Source organism: Nocardioides sp. SRI_004 (assembly GCF_057586415.1).
Genome location: NZ_JBYCZV010000005.1, coordinates 329,421 through 353,007, shown reverse-complemented (window position 1 = coordinate 353,007; position 23,587 = coordinate 329,421). Strand labels below are relative to the sequence as shown.

Below are 23,587 nucleotides of genomic sequence, written 5' to 3'. Positions count from 1 at the left end.
CAGGAGCACCCCTCCATGCGCATCCGCACGACCCTCCTCGCCTCGGTGGCCACGCTGGCCGTCGTACCCGCCCTCGCGGCGTGCACCGAGAACGCCTCCTCGGACGGCGACAAGGGCGGCGACGCCCGCGCCGTGACGGTCACGTCGAGCGACGTCGCGTGCGAGCTGTCCGCGGTCGAGGCCCCCGCGGGCACGCTGACCTTCGACGTCACCAACACCGGCAGCGACGTGACCGAGTTCTACCTGCTCGGCAGCGACGGACTGCGGATCGTCGGCGAGGTCGAGAACATCGGTCCCAACCTGACCAAGAAGCTCACGGTCAACGCGCCCGAGGGCGACTACTTCACCGCCTGCAAGCCGGGCATGGTCGGCGAGGGCATCCGCGCGAAGTTCGCGGTCAGCCACTCCGACGACGAGGCCGGGGTCAGCGCCTCCGACCAGGAGCTGATCGACCAGGCGCAGGCCAACTACCGCTCCTACGTGCAGGACCAGTCCGACCAGCTGCTGCTCCGGACGAAGGAGTTCGTCCAGCTCTACAAGGACGGCAAGGACGACGAGGCGCGCGCGCTCTACCCGAAGGCGCGCGAGCACTGGGAGCGCATCGAGACCGTCGCGGAGTCCTTCGGCGACCTCGACCCGAAGACCGACGCGCGTGAGGCCGACGTCGACTTCGCGGCCGGCGAGAAGTGGACCGGCTGGCACCGCATCGAGAAGGACCTGTGGCCGCAGGACGCCACGGGCTACCGGGTGCTCACCCCGCAGCAGCGCGCGACCTACGCCGACGACCTGCTCGCGAACACGACCGAGCTCGACCGGCGCATCCACGCCACCGGCAAGGACGCGCTGACCTACCCGATCGACGCGATCGCCAACGGCTCGATCGGCCTGCTCGAGGAGGTCGCCACCGGCAAGATCACCGGCGAGGAGGAGGCCTGGTCGCACACCGACCTGTGGGACTTCCAGGCCAACGTCGACGGCGCCCGCGTCGCCTACGAGGGCGTGAAGCCGCTGCTCGCGACCAAGGACGCCGCGCTCGCCGACGAGCTCGACGCCAAGTTCGGCGCCCTGCAGGAGCTGCTCGACCAGCACCGGTCGGGCGACGGCTTCGTGTCCTACACCGAGCTGTCGAAGGACGAGGTCAAGGCCCTCTCCGACGCCGTCAACGCGCTCTCCGAGCCGCTCTCCAGGCTCACGCCGGCGGTGACGTCCTGACCGCGGCAGGCGGCCCGGCCCGGCTCAGCCGGCGCGGCCTCCTCGGCGGGGGCGCGGCCGCCGCCGGGGTCGCCGGCGCGTTCGCCGCCGGACGCCTCACCGCTCCCGAGACCACTCCGGTCGCGGGCCCGGTGGCGTCGTACCCCTTCCACGGCGAGCGGCAGGCCGGCATCGTCACGCCCGCCCAGGACCGGCTGCACTTCGTCGCGCTCGACGTCACCACCGACGACCGCGACGAGCTGGTCGCGCTGCTGAAGGCATGGACCGAGGCAGCTGCGCGGATGACGAACGGCGAGTCCGCAGGCCCCGTCGGCGCCGTCGACGGCCCCGGCAACGTGCCACCCGACGACACCGGCGAGGCGCTCGACCTGCCGCCGAGCGGGCTCACCATCACCTTCGGCTTCGGCCCGGGGCTGTTCGTCGACGCCGACGGCAAGGACAGGTTCGGCATCGCCGACCGCCGCCCGGAGGCGCTCGAGCAGCTGCCGCGCTTCTCCGCCGACGTCCTCGACCCGGCCCGCAGCGACGGCGACATCTGCATCCAGGCCTGCGCGGACGACCCGCAGGTCGCCGTCCACGCGATCCGCAACCTGGTCCGCATCGGGTTCGGTACGACGGCCGTGCGCTGGTCGCAGCTGGGATTCGGCCGGACCTCGACGACCTCGACCAGCCAGTCGACGCCGCGCAACCTCTTCGGGTTCAAGGACGGCACGGCCAACATCAAGGCGGAGGAGACCGCCGCCCTCGACGAGCACGTCTGGGTCGGCGCCGAGGACGACCCGAGGGCCGGCTGGCTCGCCGGCGGCTCGTACCTGGTGACCCGCCGGATCAACATGACCATCGAGGTCTGGGACCGGCAGCCGCTCGAGTCGCAGGAGCAGTTCGTCGGGCGCACCAAGGGCTCCGGCGCGCCCCTGTCGGGCGGCGAGGAGTTCACCGAGCCGGACTTCGCGATGTCGGGCTCGAACGGGCCGATCATCCCGACCGACGCGCACGTCCGCGTCGTGCACCCCGACGCCAACGACGGCGTCCGGATCCTGCGCCGCGGCTACAACTTCGTCGACGGCAGCAACGACGTCGGTGGCCTCGACGCGGGGCTGTTCTTCATCGCCTACCTGCGCGACCCGCGCACGCACTTCATCCCGCTGCAGCGGGCGATGTCGAGGAACGACGCGCTCATGGAGTACCTCCGATTCACCGGCCAGGCACTGTTCGCCGTACCCCCCGGAGTGGCCGAGGGGGAGTGGGTCGGCCAGGCGCTCTTCGCGTGATCACGGGGCCTGACCACTCCGTGTTCACAAGTTAGAAACACGCTCCCCGTGGGGGTACTGTGGCGAGCGCGCACAGCGTCGTGCACGTCTCCACCCGCACGTTCCCGCGAAGGACACCGCTGTGACTGATCGCCCCGTCGTCCTCATTGCCGAAGAGCTCAGCCCCGCCACCGTCGAGGCGCTCGGCCCGGACTTCGAGATCCGGCACTGCAACGGTGCCGACCGTGCGGAGCTGCTGCCCGCGATCGCCGACGTCGACGCGATCCTCGTCCGCTCGGCGACCAAGGTCGACGCCGAGGCGCTTGCGGCGGCCAAGCGGCTCAAGGTGATCGCCCGCGCGGGGGTCGGGCTCGACAACGTCGACGTGAAGGCGGCGACCCAGTCCGGCGTGATGGTCGTCAACGCCCCGACCTCCAACATCGTGTCCGCCGCCGAGCTCGCCGTCGCGCTGATGCTCGCCGCCGCCCGCCACGTCTCGCCGGCGCACGCCGCGCTGCGCAACGGTGAGTGGAAGCGCTCGAAGTACACCGGCATCGAGCTCTTCGAGAAGACCGTCGGCATCGTCGGCCTCGGCCGGATCGGCGTCCTCGTCGCCCAGCGCCTCGCCGCCTTCGGCATGAACGTCATCGCCTACGACCCCTACGTGCAGCCCGGCCGCGCCGCGCAGATGGGCGTGCGCCTGGTCGACCTCGACACCCTCATGGCCGAGTCCGACTTCATGTCGGTCCACCTGCCGAAGACGCCCGAGACGGTCGGCCTGATCGGTGCCGAGCAGCTCGCGAAGGCGCGGCCGCAGCTGGTGCTCGTCAACGCCGCCCGGGGCGGCATCGTCGACGAGGCGGCCCTGTACGACGCCCTCAAGACCGGTCGCATCGGCGCAGCCGGCCTCGACGTGTTCGCCAAGGAGCCCTGCACCGACAGCCCGCTCTTCGAGCTGGAGAACGTCGTCGCCACGCCGCACCTGGGGGCCTCGACCGACGAGGCCCAGGAGAAGGCCGGCATCGCCGTCGCGAAGTCGGTGCGCCTCGCGCTGTCCGGCGAGCTCGTCCCCGACGCGGTCAACGTCCAGGGCGGCGTCATCGCCGAGGACGTGCGCCCCGGCATCCCGCTCACCGAGCGGCTCGGCCAGATCTTCACGGCCGTGGCCGGCGAGGTCGCGCAGAGCCTCGATGTCGAGGTCCGCGGCGAGATCGCCGAGCAGGACGTCAAGGTGCTCGAGCTCGCGGCCCTCAAGGGCGTGTTCAGCAGCGTCGTCGAGGACCAGGTCTCCTACGTCAACGCGCCCCTGCTCTCGGCCGAGCGCGGCGTCGCCGTACGCCTCGTCACGGACAGCGACAGCCCCGACCACCGCAACCTGATCACGCTGCGCGGCACCCTCGCCGACGGCACCCAGGTGTCCGTCAGCGGCACGCTGGTCGGCATCCACCAGCGCGAGCGGCTCGTCGAGGTCAACGGCTACGACATCGACATCGAGCCGACCGACCACCTCGCGTTCTTCACCTACGTCGACCGGCCCGGCATGGTCGGCACCGTCGGCCAGATCCTCGGCCAGGCGCAGGTCAACATCGCCGGCATGCAGGTGTCCCGCGAGACCAAGGGCGGCGAGGCGCTGGTGGCGCTGTCCGTCGACTCCGCGATCCCGGGCGAGACCCTCGCCGAGATCGAGGCCGCCATCGAGGCCACCTCGATCCACGCCGTCGACATCCTCTGACCGTCAGGCGACGAGGACCGGTTCGCTGCCTGACGGCGGCGTGGGCGACCCCGTCCGCCCGCTGCTGACGACGGCCCAGGCGTCGGCGATCCGGTCCACGGCCTCGACGAGCTGGGGCGCCGCGATCGCGTACGGGATCCGCAGGTAGCGGTCCAGGCCACCCTCCGGTGCGAAGGACGGCCCGGGAGCCAGCAGTACGCCGTGCCGCTCGGCCTCGGTCGACAGTGCGGTCGCCCCGCTCGCGGGCAGGCGGCACCACAGCGCCATCCCGCCGGCCGGCATCCGGAACTCCCAGTCGGGGAGGCGCTCGGCCAGTGCGCCGGCGAGGGCGTCGCGCTGCTCGCGCAGGCGGGTGCGCTGGATCGCCACGACGTCGTCCATGCTGCTGGTGAGCAGCCGGGTGAGGACCAGCTGCTCGAGCACCGGCGCCCCCAGGTCCAGCCCGACGCGGGCGCGGGTGAGCCGGTCGACGAGCGCGTGCGGTGCACGGATCCAGCCGAGCCGCAGTCCGCCCCACACGCTCTTGCTGGCGCTGCCCACGCAGATCGCGTCCTTGCTGTACGACGCGAACGGGCGCCGCGCGACGAACGCGGGATCCTCGTCCAGGTGGAGCAGGTGGTGGGCCTCGTCGACGACGGCGATGGCGTCGTGGCGGGCCAGGAGCCGGGCATAGGCCGCGCGGTCCGGCTCCGACATCACCAGCCCCGTCGGGTTGTGGAAGTCGGGCATCAGGTGCACCAGGCGCGGCCGGTGTCGCGCGAGTGCCGCGCCGATCGCGTCGAGGTCCCAGCCCAGCGGGTCGAGGGTGGTCGTCGCGAGCCGCCCACCGCCGCTGCGCAGCGCCTGCACCGCGTTGGGGTAGGTCGGCGACTCCATCAGCACCCGGTCACGCGGACCCGCGAGTGCGGCGCCGACCACGGCGGTCGCGGCCAGCGCGCCGGGCGTCACGATCACCTGGTCGGGATCGGTCGGCAGCCCCCGGGCGTCGTACCTCGCGGCGATCGCGGCCTGCAGGGCGGGCATGCCGGCGGGGAAGTACCCGTGGCTGCCGAGGTGGGCGGGCAGCTCGGCGGCGGCCTCGGCGTACAGCGCGGCGATGCCGGGCGGAGCGGTGGCGGCCGCGCAGACCAGGTCGATGACGCCGTTGCCGACGTCGCTGGGCCACAGGGCCCGGTCCAGCGCCCGGGTGCGACCGCCGGGCAGGCGGGTGAAGGTCCCCGACCCCTGCCGGGCCTCGGCGTAGGCGGTGTCGCGGAGCCGGGCGTAGGCGCGGGTCACGGTGGTCCGCGAGACGCCGAGCGCCTCGGTCAGGTCGCGCTCGCTGGGCAGGCGGGTGCCGTAGCCGATCCGGCCGTCGCCGATCAGCTCGCGCAGGGCGTCGGCGAGGCCGGCGTACGCGGGGGAGCGGTCGAAGCCGTCGACGAGGGCCGCCAGCCGTGCGGCGGTCAAGGTGGTCTGGCTCATACAGGCCACTCTCTCATGATTGGCTATTTGGAAACAGTCCAATCCCGGACAGGCTGGTCCCATGTCCAGCTCGACCGTGCAGCTCGCCGACCTCGGCCCGATCACCCAGCTCCGTGCCGGCCGCCTGCCGCGCCGTCTCGTCCAGCTCTACGTCGGCCTCTTCCTGTACGGCGCCAGCCTCGCCCTCATGGTGCGCGGCGACATCGGCCTGGCTCCCTGGGACGTGCTGCACTCCGGGTTCATCCGCCACGTGCCGATCACGCTGGGCCAGGCGGTGGTCCTCTTCAGCTTCGTGGTGCTCGTGCTCTGGATCCCGCTGCGGGAGAAGCCCGGCATCGCCACGATCTCCAACGCGATCGTGGTCGGTCTCTCCGCCGACCTCACGCTCGCCGTGCTCGACGCCCCGCACGCGATGGCCGCCCGGGTGGCGCTGATGGTCGGCGGCATCGTGCTCTGCGGACTGGCCACCGCGCTCTACATCGGCGCCCAGCTCGGCCGCGGACCCCGGGACGGCCTGATGACCGGCCTCGCCCGTCGTACCGGTCTCTCGATCCGGCTGGTGCGCACCGCCCTCGAGGTCGCCGTCGTCGTGATCGGCCTGCTCCTGGGCGGCACGCTCGGCGTCGGCACGGTCGCCTACGCGCTCGCCATCGGGCCGATCGCCCAGTGGATGATGCCGTGGTTCCTCGTCGATCTGGGCCCGCTCGGCCGGGTCGGTGGCATCCCTGAGGCGGACCCTGAACTTCTGCGCTGACCCTGCATGAAGGGTGGGTTCCGTGGATAGGCTCGGGGCCATGACCACCGATGGTTCCCAGGCACCCGCTCCCGAGCCCAGCCCGCTCGCACCCCCCGAGCCTGCCCTCACACTCACCGCGCCCGAGCCGGCCGCGCCCGTCGTCGAGACCCAGGCGCCGAAGATGGCGCCGCAGGTCGAGGCGGCGATGGTGCCCGAGCTCGACGCGAAGGTCGACAACTTCCTCACCTCGCTGACCTCGACGAAGGCCGGCAGCCCGGAGTTCGCGGCGCAGGCGGAGAACGTCCGCACCATGGGCGACGCCGACATCCGCAAGGCCGCCGAGACGTCCAACCGGATGCTCGACAAGCCGGTCAGCGCGCTCAAGGCGGGCGGTCTGTCCGAGGGCTCCACCGTCGGCAAGACGCTGCTCGACCTCCGTCGTACGGTCGAGGACCTCGACCCGGGCCAGGCCACCGGCGCGAAGAAGTGGTGGAACAAGCTGCCCTTCAACGACAAGATCGAGGACTACTTCCGCAAGTACCAGTCCTCGCAGACCCAGCTCAACGGCATCCTGCACTCGCTGCGCAGCGGCCAGGACGAGCTGACCAAGGACAACGTGGCGCTCAACCTCGAGAAGACCAACCTCTGGTCGGTCATGGGACGCCTCAACCAGTACATCTACGTCGCCGAGAAGCTCGATGCCAAGCTGTCCGCGAAGATCGCCGAGCTCGAGCTCAGCGACCCGGAGACGGCCAAGACGCTCTCGCAGGACGTGCTGTTCTACGTCCGCCAGAAGCACCAGGACCTGCTCACCCAGCTCGCGGTGTCGATCCAGGCCTACCTGGCGATCGACATCATCATCAAGAACAACATCGAGCTCATCAAGGGTGTCGACCGGGCCACCACGACCACGATCTCCGCCCTGCGGACCGCGGTCATCGTCGCCCAAGCACTGAGCAACCAGAAGCTGGTCCTCGACCAGATCACGGCGCTCAACACGACGACCTCGGCGATGATCCAGCGCACCTCCGAGATGCTCAAGGACAACTCCGCGCGCATCCAGGAGCAGGCGGCGTCGTCGACGATCGGCATCGAGCAGCTCCAGGCCGCCTTCGCCAACATCTACGCCACGATGGACTCGATCGACGAGTTCAAGCTCAAGGCGCTCGACAACATGTCGACCACCATCGGCGTCCTCGAGAACGAGGTCCAGAAGTCCAAGGCGTACCTCGACCGGGTCCAGCAGCACGACGCGCGCAATGCCGCCGGCACGCTGGACATCGGCTGAGCGCGCGGTCGCCGGCCGAGGGGACAGGACGGGATCGGGTGGGGCTGAAGTCGTGGTTCAAGCGGGGCAGGGACGCTGAGGAGCAGCAGTACGCCGCCCCGCCACCGCCGACCGAGAAGGACATCCTCGCGGCGCTGAACCGGATCAACGCGATGCTCCGGGACGGCAACGCGCCGCCGGTGGTGGTCTCGCGCGTCGTGCGGATCGCGCGCACGATCCACCAGACGCTGCCGCGCCTGCAGCAGATGGGGCTCGGCAGCCTCGAGGCCTTCTCGGTCGTCGCGACCGCGACGGACTACCTGCCCGAGGCGGTCGACGGCTACCTCCGCCTGCCCCGCGACTGGGCCGACACCCGGCCGATCGACGGCCAGAAGACCGCGCTGATGATCCTCATCGAACAACTCGAGCTGCTCGGAGCCACGATGGACAAGATCTTCGATGCGGCCAACCGCGCCGACGCCCAGGCGCTGGTCGCGCACGGACAGTTCCTGGACGCGAAGTTCGGGCACTCCTCGACCGGTGGCGACCTCAACCTGGGGTCGCAGTGACGGCGCCGGTCGGCAGCCTCGCCGACGCGCTCGACGCGCTCGCGGCCGTCGCCCGTGCCGCTGGTGCGGACGAGGCAGCCGCCCGGGCGGAGGGCGAGGCCGTCGCGGCCACGGTCTCGGAGCGCTCGCGCGGCGCGTTCGTCGACTGGTGCATCCAGACCGGGCGGGATCGGTCGGCGGAGGAGCACATGCTCGCCGCCAAGCGCGGCAACCGCTTCCGGGCCGGGCCGACGCCGCTGATGGCCCAGCTGCTGCTGGAGAAGTCCCCCCACTCCGCCGACTACGCCGGCGCGCTCGCCGACGCCGCCCTCGCCGGCTCCCGGCTCGGCGAGCCCGGGCCCGACGCCGTCGGCGCGGCGACCACCGTGACCACCGCCCAGCTGGGTGGTGGCAGCGCCGGACTGACCCCGCCCGTCGGCGGTCCGGGCGCCTTCCAGCTGCCCGAGCGGCAGCCGGTCCCGGGCGTTGGCGACGAGGTGCTGGAGCAGGTCCGCCGCGTCGGTGAGCAGGTACGACGCCAGCTCGGCGCGCTCAACGACGCCGCGCCGCTCCTCCCCGCCGACCCGGTGACCGGTCCTGCGCCGGCGGTTCCGTCCGCGGGCGGCCCCGCTGACGGCGTACAGACGCAGGCGGCGGAGCCGGAGAAGCCGGCCGAGGAGCCCGCGAAGCCGGAGGAGCCGACCAAGACGGTCGAGGAGCTCCTCGCGGAGCTCGACGCCCTCATCGGTCTCGCCAACGTCAAGGGCGAGATCCACCGGCAGGCCGCGGTGCTGCGGGTCGAGGGGCTGCGCAAGAAGGCCGGCCTGGACACCCCGACGATCACCCGCCACCTGGTCTTCAACGGCAACCCGGGCACCGGCAAGACGACGGTCGCCCGGCTCGTCGCAGGGATCTACCGCGCCCTCGGGCTGCTCTCGAAGGGCCAGCTGGTCGAGGTCGACCGCTCCGAGCTCGTCGCGGGCTATCTCGGCCAGACGGCCGCGAAGACCGCCGAGGTCGTGGCGTCGGCCGAGGGCGGCGTGCTGTTCATCGACGAGGCGTACTCGCTCTCCGGCGACCAGTACGGCAAGGAGGCGATCGACACCCTCGTGAAGGAGATGGAGGACAAGCGCGACGACCTCGTGGTCATCGTCGCCGGCTACCCGCTCCCCATGGCGGTCTTCATCTCCGAGAACCCCGGCCTCGAGAGCCGCTTCCGCACCACCATCGACTTCGCCAACTACACCGACGACGAGCTGGTCGGCATCTTCAGCTCGATGGTCTCCGGCGCCGACTACGACGCGAGCGACGCGGTCGTCACGCGGCTGAAGGAGATCCTCGCCGAGACCCCGCGGGGTCCGTCCTTCGGCAACGCGCGCTTCGTGCGCAACCTGATGGAGGCCGCGATCGGCCGCCACGCCTGGCGCCTGCGCGACATCGCCGAGCCGACGCTGGAGCAGCTGCGCACCCTCGAGCCCGAGGACCTGGTCGTCGACCCCAACGACACCGCGCCGGATGCGGCCGATGCGCCGGCAGCCGAGGGCGAGGTCGTGCCGCCGGCCGACGCGCCGCCGGCCGAGCCGGTGGAGCCGTTCGTCCCCGAGCCCCAGCCCGAGCCGGAGCCTCAGCGCGAGCCTCAGCCCGAACCCCAGCCCGTTCCGGAGCCGGAGCTGGAGGCGTCGCCGCTCAGCGGCGCGGAGGCGACCCTGATCGTCAAGCCGTCCGCGGCCCCGCCGCCCCCGCCACCCCCGCCGCCGGCACCTCCGGCGCAGGAGGCGGCCGGTCCGTTCGGCACCGAGACCACCCTGCCCCAGCACCCCCGCCGGCCCGACCGGCCCGCCGCCCCCGAGGAGCAGTCGTGAGCCAGACCGCCCCCCCGCAGGCAGCCCCGCCGCCTGCGGCCCCCGCTCCCGCGGCCGCCCCCGCCACGACGTCGGCGACGGCGTCAGCCGACCAGGGCCACGTCGACACCCCCGCCCTGCTCAACCGCTGGCAGCTGATCGGGATGACGGTGGCGATCGTGTTCGGCATCGTCAGCGCGCTCGTGCAGTTCCTGGGGTGGCAGGCGGACGGCCGGGCGGCTGACGACACCCAGCAGCTCGTCCGCGTCCAGAAGATCCAGTCGTCGCTGCTCCGTGCGGACGCCCTCGCGACGAACGCCTTCCTGGTCGGTGGCCTGGAGGATGCAGGGCAGCGCGCGGAGTACGACGCCGCGATCGACGACGTGCTGACGGGCATCACCGCCGCGGCCGACGCGCAGCCGAAGGATCGTGCGGTCCTGGAGGAGCTGGCCCTCCGGGTCAACGACTACGTCACCGCGGTGGCCCAGGCTCGCGACTACAACCGTCTCGGCTATCCCGTCGGCGCGGAGTACCTCAGCGGGGCCAGCACCGCGCTGCGCAACTCCGTGCCCGCGACCGACACCTCCGACCCCATCGACGCCGCGATCCCGATCCTCGCCGCCCTCGTCGCAGCCAACACCGACCGAGCAGAGGGCTCCATGAACGGTCAGCACCCGTTCTGGCTGCTGCTGGTCGGGGTCCTCGCCCTCGCGGCTCTGTTCGTCATCAACCAGCAGCTGGCCGGCGCCTTCCGGAGGCGGGTCAACAAGGGTGTCGCCATCGCGGGCGCGATCGTGCTGGTCGTGACGATCGTGGGTGTCGTCGGTGCGTGGCTGCGGGACAACTCCAACGACAGCCTGCGTGAGGGCGACCTCGCGCTGGCGATCTCGCAGGCCAACGCCCGGACCGCGGCGAACGACGCCAAGGCCAACGAGAGCCTCGCGCTGATCAAGCGCGGCTCCGGTGCCACCTACGTGACCAACTGGGAGAAGTCGGCGGAGGTCGTCAAGAAATCGTCTCGCCGTGACACCGGTGAGCAGTGGAGCGACTACGACGCGGTCTACCGGGAGATCCGGAAGCAGGACGACGGCGGCCACTGGACGAAGGCCCGCGACCTCGCGACGACCACCGGTGATGACGGCTCGTCGAAGCCGCTCAACGCCTTCGACAGCGCATCGGAGACCATCGTGGCGACGGCAAGCGACAACGTCACCGGCGACCTCGAGAGCGGTCGGGGACTGGCGCTGGCGGTCAGCATCCTGTCCCTGCTGCTCGGACTGGGCGCAGCGGCCTTCGTCGCCCGAGGTATCGGCGAGCGACGGAGGGAGTTCTCGTGATCCGTGCGACGACGCCGCGCGTGCTCGCCACCACGCTCACGGCTGCACTGCTCCTGCTCGGCGCCTGCGGCTACGACGAGACCGTGGTCCCGCCGCCGAAGGCGGCAGGGAGCACGCCTGCCGCCGGCACGAAGCCGGTCGAGTGCGACAACCCGACCCAGTCGTACGCGCCGAGCACTGACCGCGGTGCCGCCAGGGCGCAGCTGCTCAACGAGGACCGGCTGGTCGTCGGAGTCTCCGCAGACACCTTCCAGATGGGATGGGCCAATCCCTTCAAGGACAGTGAGATCCAGGGCTTCGACATCGATGTCGCCCAGGCCATCGCCGACGCGCTCGGCGTCGACCTCCAGTTGCGCGTCATCAGCGCGGCCGAGCGTCCCACGCTGCTCGGTGCGACCATCGACGGTGAGACGCACGAGCAGGAGATCGATCTCGTTGCCCGCAACTACACGATGAACTGCACGCGCTGGAGCCAGATCGGCTTCTCCGCCGTCTACTACAACGCGACACAGAAGGTGCTGGTCCGCGAGGACGACGTCGCGGCCTTCGAGAAGAAGGGCGTGAAGTCGCTGTCGGGCAAGAAGGTCTGCGCTCCGGCCGGGTCCACCAGCATCGACAACATCAAGAAGATCCAGCCCGACGTCGTGACGGTGGCGGCAGCCAACCACACGGGATGCCTGGTGAAGTTCCAGCAGGGTGAGGTCGACGCGATCACCGGCGACGACACGGTGCTCGCCGGTCTGGCCGCGCAGGACCCCTATGCCGAGGTTCCCGAGCAGAAGAAGCTCACCGACGAGCCCTACGGCATCGGCGCCAACCAGGACGACGTCGCCCTGATCCGCTTCGTCAACTCCGTCCTCGAGGAGCGGCGCAGCAACGGCGACTGGCAGGCGTCGTACGACGAGTGGCTCGAGCCCTACCTCGGCGACGCGACGCCGCCGACCCCGCAGTACGGCCGGTGACCGTGCAGCAGGCCGCGACCGCCACCGCCCCCACCGCCCCCGGCAAGCTCGGGGACGCGCTGGACCCTGCGGCGATCCAGACCTACCTGGCCGAGCTCGACACCTGGCTGCGGGTACGACGATCGGAGCTCGACGAGCTCGACCGAGCCGCGATCGCGGCGGGTCGGGGTGGCGAGCTCGCGGGCGACATGTCCCTCGCGCTGGCGCTCTGGAAGGCGATCGCCGACCGCTACCAGCTCGTCTTCGCGACGTGGGACGGCGGACGGGTGCTCCGCCAGGAGCGGGAGCGGATCTCCGCGCTCGTGTGGGGGCGCCTCGACAGCGCGTCCGAGCTGCCCGGCGGGTTGGCGGTGTCGCTGCCCGAGGCCGGCCGGCTCTGCGACGCGCTGACCGGCCAGCTCCGCACCCGCCTCGCGCTGGTGCCCGACGCGGACAGGTCGGCGACCCGGATCCGTGAGCTGCGCGCCCAGCTGGAGCGGATCCGCGACCAGGTGGGCCTCGAGCCCGCCAACAGCCGCGACGCCGCGATCGAGCGCCTGGCCGAGCTGATGGCCCGGCTCGAGGTGCTGACGGCCAAGGCGGAGCGCGGCGGCGACGTGGGGGGCATGCTCGGTCCGCTGGAGGCCGAGGCGACGACCTTCGAGCGCGACCTGATCGTCGGCAACGCGCGCCGCCGCGACGCCCGCAGCAAGGTCCTCTCCGCACGCGAGCTCCGCGCGGACCTCGAGGCCCGCGAGGCCGCCCTGGCCAAGCTCGCCGAGACGGCGGTCGCCACCGTCGACCCGGCGCCGCGCTACGCCGTCCCCGACGTCGAGCTGCTCGGTCCGGTGCCGGTCACCCCGGAGGGGATCGAGCCCTACCTGGAGCGCCTCGACCGGGTGGCGCAGGCGATGGAGGTCGCGCAGCACGCGTACGCCGCCGCGCTCGACGAGCACACCCAGCTCGTCGGGCTCCTCGACGGCTACGTCGCGAAGGCCCGCGCCGCTCGCCTCGCCGACAACCCCGACCTGGCCGAGAGCGAGCGCGCCGCGCGCGCCCTGCTGGAGCGTCGCCCGTGCCCGATGGCCGTGGCCCGCCAGCTCGTCACGACCTACCAGACCTGGCTCACCAAGGAGACGCCATGAGCTGCACCCAGCCCGGCTGCACGGGCAGCATCGTCGACGGCTACTGCGACGTCTGCGGCATGGCCGGCGACAGCGCCGCCGCAGCCCCCGCAGCCCCCGCAGCCCCTGCCGCGACGGCGGCGTCCGCACTGCCCGGCCCCGCCGGCGTGACGGCCACGGGCACGCTCAAGGCCTCCCGCGGCGCCAACGGCGACCCCTGCCCGCAGCCCGGGTGCACCGGCAAGATCCTCGACGGCTACTGCGACGTGTGCGGCTCGCCCGCCCTGCCCGGCGCACGCGTCGCCGAGGCCGCGGCCATCGCGGAGTCGCAGCCGCTCTCGGGCCGCGAGGGGACGTCCGCCACGGCCGCCAGCCGCGTGCAGTCGGCGGCGATCGGCTCCAAGCGCGCCGGTACGACGGGCAGCTACGCCACGCGGCGCACCCGCACCGGCTCGCAGCGGATGCGCTCGGCCCGGCTCGGCGCCGGCCTGACCGTCGTACCTCCCGCACCGCCGGTGGACGCCGCCAAGGCGATCATGGCCGACCCGCAGGTGCCCGAGGACAAGCGCAGCTGCTCCAAGTGCGGCAACCCGGTGGGACGCAGCATCAACGGGCAGCCCGGTCGCAGCGAGGGCTTCTGCCCCAACTGCGGCCAGCAGTTCTCGTTCACCCCGAAGCTGCAGCAGGGCGACCTCGTCGCGGGGCAGTACGAGGTCGCGGGCGCGCTCGCGCACGGTGGCCTCGGCTGGATCTACCTCGCCCGCGACCGCAACGTGTCCAACCGCTGGGTCGTGCTCAAGGGCCTGCTGAACTCCGGCGACCCGGACGCGCTGGCGGCGGCGATCGCCGAGCAGCAGTTCCTCGCCCAGGTCGAGCACCCGCTCATCGTCGAGATCTACAACTTCGTGACGCACGAGGGTGCGGGCTACATCGTCATGGAGTACGTCGGCGGCAAGTCCCTCAAGCAGATCCTCAAGCAGCGGATGGCCGCCAACAACGGCGCCTACGACCCGCTGCCGGTCGACCAGGCGCTGGCCTACATCCTCGAGCTGCTGCCGGCGTTCCAGTACCTCCACGACCTCGGCCTCGTCTACTGCGACTTCAAGCCCGACAACATGATCCAGGTCGGCGACGCGATGAAGCTGATCGACCTCGGCGGCGTCCGCCGGATCGACGACGAGGAGTCGGCGATCTACGGCACGGTCGGCTACCAGGCGCCGGAGGTCGCGGAGATCGGGCCGTCGGTCGCCTCGGACATCTACACGATCGGGCGCACGCTCGTCGTGCTGACGATGGAGTTCCGCGGCTACCAGGGCACCTACCTGCACAGCCTGCCGCCGGTCGACTCCACGCCGCTGTTCCAGGAGAACGACTCGCTCTACCAGCTGGTCGCGAAGTGCTGCGCCCCTGACCCGGCCGACCGGTTCGCCTCCGTCGACGAGATGCGCTCCCAGGTGCTCGGCGTGCTGCGCGAGGTCGTGGCCCGCAAGCGGCAGGGGACCGCGACCACGTCGGCGGCCTCCGTGCTCTTCGAGTCGCCGGCGACCTCGCGACCGATCACCGAGTGGAGCCAGCTGCCGAAGCTGCGCGAGGACACCACCGACCCACAGCACAGCTGGCTGTCGTCGATCAGCGCCGACGACCCGAAGAAGCGGCTCGCCGACCTGCAGCAGGCACCGGAGGACAGCGCCGAGGTGTGGCTGGCCCGCGCCCGCGCCGCCCTCGAGCTGTCCGACGCGAAGGGCGCGCAGGCGCACGCGCAGGCGCTCCTCGCGGCCGACCCCTGGGAGTGGCGCGCGCTGTGGATCGAGGGCCTGGCCGCCGTACAGGCGCAGGACTGGGAGACGGCGAAGGCGTCCTTCAACGCGGTCTACCAGCAGGTCCCCGGCGAGCTCGCGCCCAAGCTGGCGCTGGCCTTCGCCTGCGAGCGCGGCGGCCTGCCGGAGGTGGCCGAGGGGCTCTACCAGGTGTGCGTCGCCACGGACGCGGCGTACGTCCCGCCGGCGGCCTTCGGCATGGCCCGCGTGCGGGCCGACCGCAAGGACACCCCGGGTGCCGTGGCCGCGCTCGACCTCGTCCCGAACACCAGCCGCGGCTACACCGAGGCCCGCCAGCAGCGGGCGGAGGTGCTGCTCTCCGGCGGTGCGCACGACCTCGCCGTGCTCGACCAGGCGATGCGGACCATCGAGTCCTCGAGCATCGACGGCAGGACCCGCCAGCGCTACACGGTGCGGATCCTCACCGAGGCGCTGCCGGTCGTCTCCGGCAACGGGCAGGTGCCCGAGGGCGCCCGGATCGGCTCCGTCGCCGCGACCGAGGTGGGGGTGCGCGACGGCCTCGAGAACGCCCTGCGCTCGCTGGCGCGCGACGCCATCGACGTGAAGGAGCGGGTCGAGCTGGTCAACCAGGCCAACGCCGTGCGGAACTGGAGCCTGACGTGACCTGTCCCTCCTGCGGCACGGCCGTCACCGAGGGTGCCCGCTTCTGCGAGGCCTGCGGCGCCCAGCTCGGTACGACGGTCGCGGCTCCCGCCGCGCCGATGACTGCGCCCGGGGGCGACGCCGACCACCCCCTCGGCGACGCGCCGATCAGCGCGCCCACCCGCAAGCCCGCCTCGGCGCTGCCGGACCCGCCCGCTCCCGCGGGCCGTCGGCCCTGCACGGAGTGCGGGGGAGAGGTCGGTCCCGACCTCTACTGCCTGGAGTGCGGGACGAAGGCCCCCAGCGAGCGCGACCACTTCGAGGAGCAGCCCGCCCCGTGGGTGGCCGGCGTGTGCGACAAGGCGATCGGCAAGAGCCGCAACGAGGACGCCATGGCGCTCCTCGCCGGCCAGGCGCCCGGCTCACGGGCCGTGCTGGTCGTGATGGACGGGGTCTCCAACTCGATCGACTCCGACGTCGCCTCGCTCGCCGGCGCCCGGGCGGCGCGCGAGGTGCTGCGCGTCCCGCTCCCCGCCGGCATGGGGACGCCGCAGGGCCGCGACGCCGCCGTCGCCAAGGTGTTCGCCAACGCCGCGGCCGCGGCCAACACCGCGATCATCGCCGTCACCGACCCCGACTCGACCAACCCCGCCTCGGCCACCTTCACCACGGCCGTGCTGGAGGGCGCCCGGATCAGCTGGGCCAACATCGGTGACTCGCGGACCTACTGGATCCCCGACGCCGGCACCCCGGTGCAGCTCTCGGTCGACGACTCCGTCGCACAGGCGCAGATCGCCTCCGGCGTACCGCGGGAGGTCGCGGAGAACGGCCCGCAGGCCCACGCGATCACCAAGTGGCTGGGCCGTGACTCGGAGGACTTCGTGCCGACCGTCGGCAGCCTGGAGGTCACCGAGCCGGGTTGGCTCCTGGCCTGCTCCGACGGCCTGTGGAACTACGCCTCGACCCCCGAGGCGATCGCCGAGCAGGTCCACGCCGTCGGCTCCACCGAGCCGCTCACGATCGCCACCGCACTCGTCGCCTTCGCCAACGGCGCGGGCGGGCACGACAACATCACCGCAGCGCTGGCCCGCGTCGATCCCGGGCAGACCGCCCTCGGGCAGAATGGCCAGACGCCGACCCCAGGAGGAGAGCCGAGCGATGGCTGAGTTCACCGCTTCCGTCTACCAGAACGAGTTCCTGCCCGACGGCGGGACCGACGTCAACGCGATCGTGACGGTGACCTGCTCCGGCGCCGGCACGGCCGGACAGGCCGGCTCCGGCTCGGCCGGCGAGATCATCATCGTCGACACCTCCGGCTCGATGGGGCCCGCGACGATGGCCGCGGCGAAGGAGGCCGCGCAGGCGGCGCTCGCCGAGATCGTCGACGGCACCTACTTCGCCGTCATCGCGGGCGCCGACCGCGCGATGCTCGCCTTCCCGCAGGTCTCCAGCGGCCCGGGCATGGTCCGCATGGACCCCTCCGCACGCCAGGCGGCCTCCGACGCGATCGGCCGCTTCGTCGGCAGCGGCGGTACGGCGATCAGCACCTGGCTCGACCTCGCCGGCCAGCTCTTCGCATCGGTCGCCGAGGTGACCCAGCGCCACGTGCTGCTGCTCACCGACGGCGAGAACCGCGAACGCCCCGGCCGCCTCGACGAGGCGATCAACCGCGCCACCGGCTACTTCCAGGCCGACTGCCGCGGCGCCGGCACCGACTGGCAGGTCGCCGAGATCCGCCGGATCGCGCAGGCCCTGCTCGGCACGGTCGACATCATCCCGAGCCCCGCGGAGATGAAGGCGCAGTTCGAGGAGATCATGCGCAACGCCATGTCCCGCGGTGTCGCCGACGCGTCGCTGCGGGTGTGGACGCCGCAGGGCGCGGAGGTGCTCTTCGTGCGGCAGGTGTCGCCGACGGTCGAAGACCTCACCAGCCGTCGTACCCCCGTCAACCCGCTGACCGGTGACTACCCGACGGGCGCCTGGTCCGACGAGTCGCGTGACTACCACGTCGCCGTCCGGGTGCCGGCGAAGGCGATCGGCCAGGAGCAGCTGGCCGCGCGGGTGCAGCTCGCGATCGGCGACGACGTCGTGACGCAGGGCCTGGTGAAGGCGACCTGGTCCAACAACTCCGAGCTGACCACCCGCATCGACCAGCAGGTCGCCCACTACACCGGGCAGACCGAGCTCGCGCAGATGATCCAGGAGGGCCTCGCGGCCAAGGCCTCCGGTGACGAGGCGACCGCGACGACCAAGCTCGGCCGTGCGGTCCAGCTCGCCGCCGAGACCGGCAACGACGAGGCCACCAGCAAGCTGCGGAAGGTCGTCGACGTCGAGAACGAGGAGACCGGCACGGTCCGGCTCAAGCGTGCCGTCGACAAGGCCGACGAGATGGCGCTCGACACCGCGTCCACCAAGACCACGAGGATCCGCAAGGAGACGCCGTGACCTCCACCTGCCCGTCCGGGCACGAGTCCGGCTCGGACGACTACTGCGACGTCTGCGGCCTGCCCATCCCTGCCGGCGGTGGTACGACGACCGCCGCTCCGGCTGCTCCCGACCCCGCGCCGGCGGCACCGGAGCCGACGCCCGCGCCGACCACGTCGGCCTGCCCGAACTGCCAGGCCGCCAACCCGCCCAACGCGCTCTTCTGCGAGGCGTGCGGCTACGACTACACGACCGGGTCGATGCCGCGCCCGGTGACCCCGTCGGTGCTCGACCTCGACACCCCCGTCGGCACCGCGGCGGCCGACCCGTCCGCCGATGCCGGTGACTCGCCGGCCGCCACGGGACCGGTGGCCCCGCCCGCGGAGTCGGCGCCCTCCTCGGTGGCGCCACCCCTGGGGGAGGCCTGGGTCGCGGAGGTCTGGATCGACCCGGACTGGTACGCCGACCAGGAGTCGACCGATCCGCTGCCCTCGGCGGGCGTGCCGGTCGTCGTACCCCTGCGGACGACGTCGATCCTCGTGGGCCGCACGTCACGCAGCCGCGGGATCCACCCCGACATCGACCTCGGCGCCGACAACGGGATCAGCCGGCGGCACTGCCAGCTGACCACCGACGGCACGCGCTGGTGGGTGGAGGACCTCGGCTCGTCCAACGGGACCTATCTCGGCTCGGCCGTCGGGCCGCTGCCGAATGACCCGCTGCCGGCGGGGGAGAAGCGCGAGATCGGGCCCGACGACCGGGTCTACCTCGGCGCCTGGACGCGCATCGTGATCCGGAGGGCACAGCCGGGCGAGACCGCCTGATCCTGGCTCATCTTTGGTCCGGCGCACCAAGACCACGGCCAGCGGGCTGTGGAACCATCGCCGCCATGGCGATCAAGGACCAGGTCATCCTCATCACCGGCGGCGCCCGCGGCATCGGGCTCGAGACCGCGAAGGCGCTGGCGGCACAGGGCGCGAGGCTGGTCCTCACCGACCTCGACAGCCCCGCGTTGGAGGAGGCCGTCGCCGCGATCGGTGACGACGCCTGCACGGGGATCGTCGCCGACGTCACCGACCTGGCGGCGATGGAGGGCGCGGTCGCGAGCGCCGTCGAGCGCTTCGGCCGCCTCGACGTGGTCCTCGCCAACGCCGGCATCGCCAGCTACGGCTCGGTGATGGCGATCGACCCCGCGGCCTTCCAGCGCACCCTCGACATCAACATCACCGGCGTCTTCAACACCGCGCGGGCCGCGATCCCGGAGCTGGAGAAGACGAAGGGCTACCTGCTGGTGGTCTCCTCACTGGCCGCCTTCGCGGCCGCCCCGGGGCTGGCGGCGTACAACGCCAGCAAGGCGGGGGTCGAGCACTTCGCCAACGCGCTGCGTCTCGAGGTGTCCCACCTCGGCATCGCGGTCGGGTGCGCGCACATGTCGTGGATCGACACCCCGCTGGTGCAGGACGCGAAGAAGGACCTGTCGACCTTCCAGGAGATGCTCACCAAGCTCCCGCCGCCGCTCAACAAGACGACGGACGTGGACGCGTGCGTGAAGGCGTTCGTGAAGGGGGTGGAGAAGCGCTCGCGGCACGTCTACTGCCCGGGCTGGGTCCGGGGCGCCGGCCTCAACCGCAATGTCATCAACTCCGCCGTCGGCAACCTGCCGATCCTGCGGTTCGTACCCGACCTGCTGCCGCGGATGGACGCCGAGGTCCGGGCACTGGGGCGGTCGACGAGCGCGCGGAACGTGGCCAACGACCAGCGGAAGGCGGCGGGGGAGGGCTGATCCGCCTCGCGGGAGGCGCTAGCTGTACCCGGCCATCAGGTTGGTAGCAGCCGGCTGACTGGCGGCTTGCCTCCGAGTGCGCTGTGGCGGCGTTCAGTGTTGTAGTGCTCGATCCAGGGCGCAAGGGCGGCCTGGCGTTCGTCGTTGCTGGTGAAGACCTGGCGGTAGGCCCACTCGGTAGTCAGGGTGCGGTTCAGGCGCTCTACCTTGCCGTTCTGCCACGGGCAGTGCGGCTTGATGAACTTCTGTGTGATGCCGTGATCGGCGCACACCGTTCGTAGCGACCATCGGTAGGCCCAGGCGTTGTCCGTCATCAGTCGCTCGATCCGGGCGATGCCGTGCGCGGCGAAGTAGGCGATGGCTCGCTCGAGGAACTCTGCACAGGCGGGGCCCTTCTCATCCGGCAGGATCTCGCTGTAGGCCAGCCTGGAGTGGTCGTCGACGAGCGAGTGCACGTAGTCGTATCCGACCTTGGTGCTGCGATCACGCATGATCGATCCGGCCCCTCGGCCGTGGGCCTTCCACCCACCGCCGGCGGGGATCTTGCCGAGCTTCTTGACGTCCATGTGCACCAGCTCGCCTGGTCGTTCGCGCTCGTAGCGAACGCCAGTCTGCTTCGAGGACCGGATCACCTCACCGGTGATCGGATCTAGCTCGCGCAGGTACGGCACATGGTGGCGGCGCAGAATCCGCGACACCGTGCGCGCGGGCACGCCGACCTTCGGTCCGAGAACGTCGGGGCCGTCACGACGCTCGGCACGCGCAGCCAGGACCTTCTGCTCGACCTCGTCGCGGGTCTTGGTGGGCATCGAGTGCGGGCGCGACGACCGGGTCATGAGCCCTACTTCGCCTTCAGCAGCGAACCTGTCGATCCAGGTCTTCACACATTTGCGGGACACGCCCATCGCCGCGGCGATGTGGGCCTGAGGCCAGCCAGCCTGGTGGCGGGCAACGATCAGCCGACGACCATGAACGGTCAGCCGGGCACTACCGTGGGACACGAGAACCTCCGGGTGGAAGTGGGCCTTAGACAAGCCACATCCCATTCGGAGGTTCTCGTTTGTTCAACCAGGCTCGCCGCTACCAACGTCCTGGCCGGGTACAGCTAGCGCCGCGTCGCGATCAGCGCCGACGCGTCCGGCGCCACCATCACCTCGACGGTCGTGAACCGCTCGTCGGTGAGCCACTCCTCGCGCAGCGTGTCCACGCGGCCGCCGGTGATCGGCGGCCACATCTCGCACGGGACGAAGTCGTCGAGGACCACGATCCCGCCGGGCTCCACGAGGTCGGCGATCTTGTCGACCCGGACCGCGGTCGGGTCGCCGGAGTCGAGGAACAACAGCGAGAACGGGCCCTTGTCCATGAGGGTCGACCAGTCCGCCTCGAGTACGTCGACCAGCGGGTCGTCGACGAAGATCTCGCTCGCCGCCGCGGCGAGGCGCGGCTCGAGCTCCGCGGTGAGGATGCGGGCCTTGTCGTTGCGGACCCCCGAGCGCAGCCAGGCGGTGCCGACGCCGCAGCCGGTGCCGAACTCGGCCATCGTCCCCTCACGGGTCGCGGCGAGCGCGGCCAGCAGTCGGCCGGTCTCGTTGCGGCAGAAGGACACGTAGCCGGCGCGCCGGGACACGTCGAAAGCGCGGGTCACCACGTCGGGCAGGTCGGGGGGCGCGCTCATGCAACGAGTTTCACCCGGCGTTCAAGGCCCGGGACGGCGGTCTCGGATCGTGGTCCTACCGGCTGCCGCTGCGGCGTACGGAAGTCCCACCAGCACCACCGGTCACGCCGAGGGGGCGGTTCATGCGCTTGTCAGGTGTTGCAACGCCTGACAAGCGCAGGAATCCCCGGTCGACCGGGGATTCCTGCAACCCCCCGACACGCCCGCATCGTGGACGCTTCCGCGACATCGCGTCCGGCATCGGTCTAGAGTGCACCCATCATGCGGAGCGCTCTTCTCGTAATCGTGCGCCGCGGCGAGGCCTGAGAGAGGCCACCTCGCCGCGGTGATTGCGGCGTTCCCCGATTCGCGCCGGGGCTTCTCAGATCCAACTGAAGTCCTGGCATTCTCCGCAGACTGCACCGCGGCGGGCCCACCGGCCGGCAACGCGCGATCCGTAGCCCCGTCGCAGTCGAGCTCCCGTGAGATCCACGAGCTGACGCCCACCCGCCGCGGTGGGAGAGGCCAGGACTGATCCCCACCATCAGCCCAGCAGCACCAGCCCTCACGGAGACCACGATGTTCACCACCACCCGCCCCACGACCCAGTACCGCGACTCGCAGGAGTGGGGCCCGGCGAAGCACGACCCGGAGCACCCGTTCCACGTCGACGCCCTCGAGACCCCGGCGTACGGGACTGCCCTGCGAGACGGTGACGACGCGTTCCCGGACGACAACTAACGTCTTCACCATGACCGACAGCACCCCCTTCACGCCCGCGACCGGACAGGTCGACCTCGCCGTCATCCCCGGAGACGGCATCGGTCCCGAGGTCACCGCGGAGGCGCTCAAGGTCCTCGAGGTCGCTGCGCCCGCCGAGCTGAAGTTCGCGAAGACCCAGTACGACCTGGGCGCCGAGCGCTACCTCGCGACCGGCGAGGTGCTCCCGGACAGCGTGCTGGAGGAGATCCGCGGCCAGGACGCGATCCTGCTCGGTGCCGTCGGCGGCAAGCCGAACGACCCGAACCTGCCGCCGGGCATCCTCGAGCGGGGACTGCTGCTGAAGCTGCGCTTCGAGCTCGACCACTACGTCAACCTGCGTCCGTCGCGCCTGTTCCCGGGCTCGGTCGCGCCGCTGTCCGACGCCGTGCTCGGCAAGGGCGACATCGACTTCGTCGTCGTCCGTGAGGGCACCGAGGGCCCCTACACCGGCAACGGCGGCGCGCTGCGCGTCGGTACGCCGGCCGAGGTCGCCACCGAGGTCTCCGTCAACACCGCCTTCGGCGTCGAGCGCGTCATCCGCGACGCCTTCGCCCGCGCCCAGAAGCGCCCGCGCAAGAAGCTGACGCTGGTCCACAAGACCAACGTGCTCGTCAACGCCGGCTCGGTCTGGTGGCGGCTGTTCGAGGAGGTGGCGAAGGAGTTCCCCGACGTCACCACCGACTACAGCCACATCGACGCGGTCATGATCTACCTGACCACCGACCCGCAGCGCTTCGACGTCATCGTCACCGACAACCTGTTCGGCGACATCGTCACCGACCTCGCCGCCGCGATCACCGGTGGCATCGGCCTGGCGGCCTCGGGCAACGTCAACCCGGACCGCACGGCGCCGTCGATGTTCGAGCCCGTCCACGGCTCGGCGCCCGACATCGCCGGCCAGCTCATCGCCGACCCCACCGCCGCGATCCTGTCCGGCGCGCTGCTCCTCGACCACCTCGGCCACCCCGAGGCCGCTGCGTCGATCGAGGCCGCGGTGCTCGCCGACCTCGAGTCGCGCGACCCCGCGAAGCAGCGTCGTACGCCCGAGGTCGGCGACGCGATCGCCGCCCGAGTAGCCGGTTAGGCCCGTCG

At 71.8% G+C, this 23,587-nt stretch carries 20 protein-coding genes; 17 read left to right on the top strand and 3 right to left on the bottom strand.

All coding sequences use genetic code 11. The features are described 5' to 3' along the window. Positions 1-15 precede the first annotated feature (15 nt). The 3 genes from efeO (at position 16) to serA (ending at position 4,194) form a co-directional block, all read left to right on the top strand. Positions 16-1,212 (top strand): iron uptake system protein EfeO, encoded by a 1,197-nt coding sequence (gene efeO, locus AC2YHB_RS09455; protein WP_179647641.1) that lies wholly within the window; start codon positions 16-18, stop codon positions 1,210-1,212. Beyond that, complete coding sequence (gene efeB, locus AC2YHB_RS09450; protein ID WP_179651918.1) at positions 1,209-2,483, top strand: iron uptake transporter deferrochelatase/peroxidase subunit; 1,275 nt, start codon at positions 1,209-1,211, stop codon at positions 2,481-2,483. The genes efeO and efeB overlap by 4 nt, the downstream gene beginning before the upstream one ends. Positions 2,484-2,604: 121 nt before the next feature. Further along, positions 2,605-4,194 carry a phosphoglycerate dehydrogenase gene (gene serA, locus AC2YHB_RS09445; protein WP_179647640.1) on the top strand — a complete coding sequence of 530 codons (1,590 nt, stop codon included), beginning with the start codon at positions 2,605-2,607 and terminating at the stop codon, positions 4,192-4,194. Positions 4,195-4,197: 3 nt separating this feature from the next. Here the strand turns inward: serA and yczR are convergent, their stop codons facing one another. Beyond that, positions 4,198-5,658 (bottom strand): MocR-like transcription factor YczR, encoded by a 1,461-nt coding sequence (gene yczR, locus AC2YHB_RS09440; RefSeq protein WP_179647639.1) that lies wholly within the window; start codon positions 5,656-5,658, stop codon positions 4,198-4,200. 61 nt (positions 5,659-5,719) lie between these two features. Between yczR and yczE the strand changes: the two genes are divergently transcribed. From yczE to AC2YHB_RS09380, 12 genes are all read left to right on the top strand, one after another. Continuing rightward, positions 5,720-6,412 carry a membrane protein YczE gene (gene yczE, locus AC2YHB_RS09435; RefSeq protein WP_179647638.1) on the top strand — a complete coding sequence of 231 codons (693 nt, stop codon included), beginning with the start codon at positions 5,720-5,722 and terminating at the stop codon, positions 6,410-6,412. Between the two features lie 40 nt (positions 6,413-6,452). Further along, the gene (locus AC2YHB_RS09430) at positions 6,453-7,682 is read left to right on the top strand and encodes a toxic anion resistance protein (protein ID WP_036541503.1); all 1,230 of its coding nucleotides are present in this window, start codon (positions 6,453-6,455) and stop codon (positions 7,680-7,682) included. Positions 7,683-7,720: 38 nt separating this feature from the next. Next, positions 7,721-8,230, top strand: a complete 510-nt coding sequence (locus AC2YHB_RS09425) for a hypothetical protein (protein ID WP_051931552.1) — start codon at positions 7,721-7,723, stop codon at positions 8,228-8,230. Continuing rightward, positions 8,227-10,071 (top strand): AAA family ATPase, encoded by a 1,845-nt coding sequence (locus AC2YHB_RS09420; protein WP_308645455.1) that lies wholly within the window; start codon positions 8,227-8,229, stop codon positions 10,069-10,071. The genes AC2YHB_RS09425 and AC2YHB_RS09420 overlap by 4 nt, the downstream gene beginning before the upstream one ends. Further along, complete coding sequence (locus AC2YHB_RS09415) at positions 10,068-11,387, top strand: hypothetical protein (protein WP_179647637.1); 1,320 nt, start codon at positions 10,068-10,070, stop codon at positions 11,385-11,387. The genes AC2YHB_RS09420 and AC2YHB_RS09415 overlap by 4 nt, the downstream gene beginning before the upstream one ends. Beyond that, a complete protein-coding gene (locus AC2YHB_RS09410) occupies positions 11,384-12,349 on the top strand; it encodes a glutamate ABC transporter substrate-binding protein (RefSeq protein ID WP_179647636.1) in 966 nt (321 codons plus the stop codon). The genes AC2YHB_RS09415 and AC2YHB_RS09410 overlap by 4 nt, the downstream gene beginning before the upstream one ends. Further along, complete coding sequence (locus tag AC2YHB_RS09405; protein ID WP_179647635.1) at positions 12,346-13,473, top strand: hypothetical protein; 1,128 nt, start codon at positions 12,346-12,348, stop codon at positions 13,471-13,473. The genes AC2YHB_RS09410 and AC2YHB_RS09405 overlap by 4 nt, the downstream gene beginning before the upstream one ends. Then, complete coding sequence (locus AC2YHB_RS09400; RefSeq protein ID WP_179647634.1) at positions 13,470-15,893, top strand: serine/threonine-protein kinase; 2,424 nt, start codon at positions 13,470-13,472, stop codon at positions 15,891-15,893. The genes AC2YHB_RS09405 and AC2YHB_RS09400 overlap by 4 nt, the downstream gene beginning before the upstream one ends. After that, positions 15,890-17,038 (top strand): PP2C family protein-serine/threonine phosphatase, encoded by a 1,149-nt coding sequence (locus tag AC2YHB_RS09395; RefSeq protein ID WP_179647633.1) that lies wholly within the window; start codon positions 15,890-15,892, stop codon positions 17,036-17,038. Before AC2YHB_RS09400 ends, AC2YHB_RS09395 begins: the two co-directional genes overlap by 4 nt. Then, complete coding sequence (locus AC2YHB_RS09390) at positions 17,031-18,317, top strand: vWA domain-containing protein (protein WP_036541511.1); 1,287 nt, start codon at positions 17,031-17,033, stop codon at positions 18,315-18,317. Before AC2YHB_RS09395 ends, AC2YHB_RS09390 begins: the two co-directional genes overlap by 8 nt. After that, complete coding sequence (locus AC2YHB_RS09385) at positions 18,314-19,120, top strand: double zinc ribbon and FHA domain-containing protein (protein WP_179647631.1); 807 nt, start codon at positions 18,314-18,316, stop codon at positions 19,118-19,120. Before AC2YHB_RS09390 ends, AC2YHB_RS09385 begins: the two co-directional genes overlap by 4 nt. Before the next feature lie 65 nt (positions 19,121-19,185). Beyond that, entirely contained in the window at positions 19,186-20,079 is an 894-nt protein-coding gene (locus AC2YHB_RS09380; protein ID WP_179647630.1) for an SDR family oxidoreductase, read from the top strand. Between the two features lie 35 nt (positions 20,080-20,114). Here AC2YHB_RS09380 and AC2YHB_RS09375 read toward each other — a convergent pair whose 3' ends face one another. Then, a complete protein-coding gene (locus AC2YHB_RS09375; RefSeq protein WP_179647629.1) occupies positions 20,115-21,080 on the bottom strand; it encodes an IS481 family transposase in 966 nt (321 codons plus the stop codon). Positions 21,081-21,184: 104 nt separating this feature from the next. Next, complete coding sequence (locus tag AC2YHB_RS09370; RefSeq protein WP_036541517.1) at positions 21,185-21,754, bottom strand: O-methyltransferase; 570 nt, start codon at positions 21,752-21,754, stop codon at positions 21,185-21,187. A 558-nt stretch (positions 21,755-22,312) separates the two neighbouring features. On the opposite strand from AC2YHB_RS09370, the gene AC2YHB_RS09365 reads away from it, so the two are divergent. Together AC2YHB_RS09365 and AC2YHB_RS09360 are read left to right on the top strand one after the other, a co-directional pair. Beyond that, a complete protein-coding gene (locus AC2YHB_RS09365) occupies positions 22,313-22,474 on the top strand; it encodes a hypothetical protein (RefSeq protein WP_179647628.1) in 162 nt (53 codons plus the stop codon). A gap of 10 nt (positions 22,475-22,484) precedes the next feature. Next, positions 22,485-23,579, top strand: a complete 1,095-nt coding sequence (locus tag AC2YHB_RS09360; protein ID WP_051931559.1) for a 3-isopropylmalate dehydrogenase — start codon at positions 22,485-22,487, stop codon at positions 23,577-23,579. Positions 23,580-23,587: the final 8 nt, after the last annotated feature.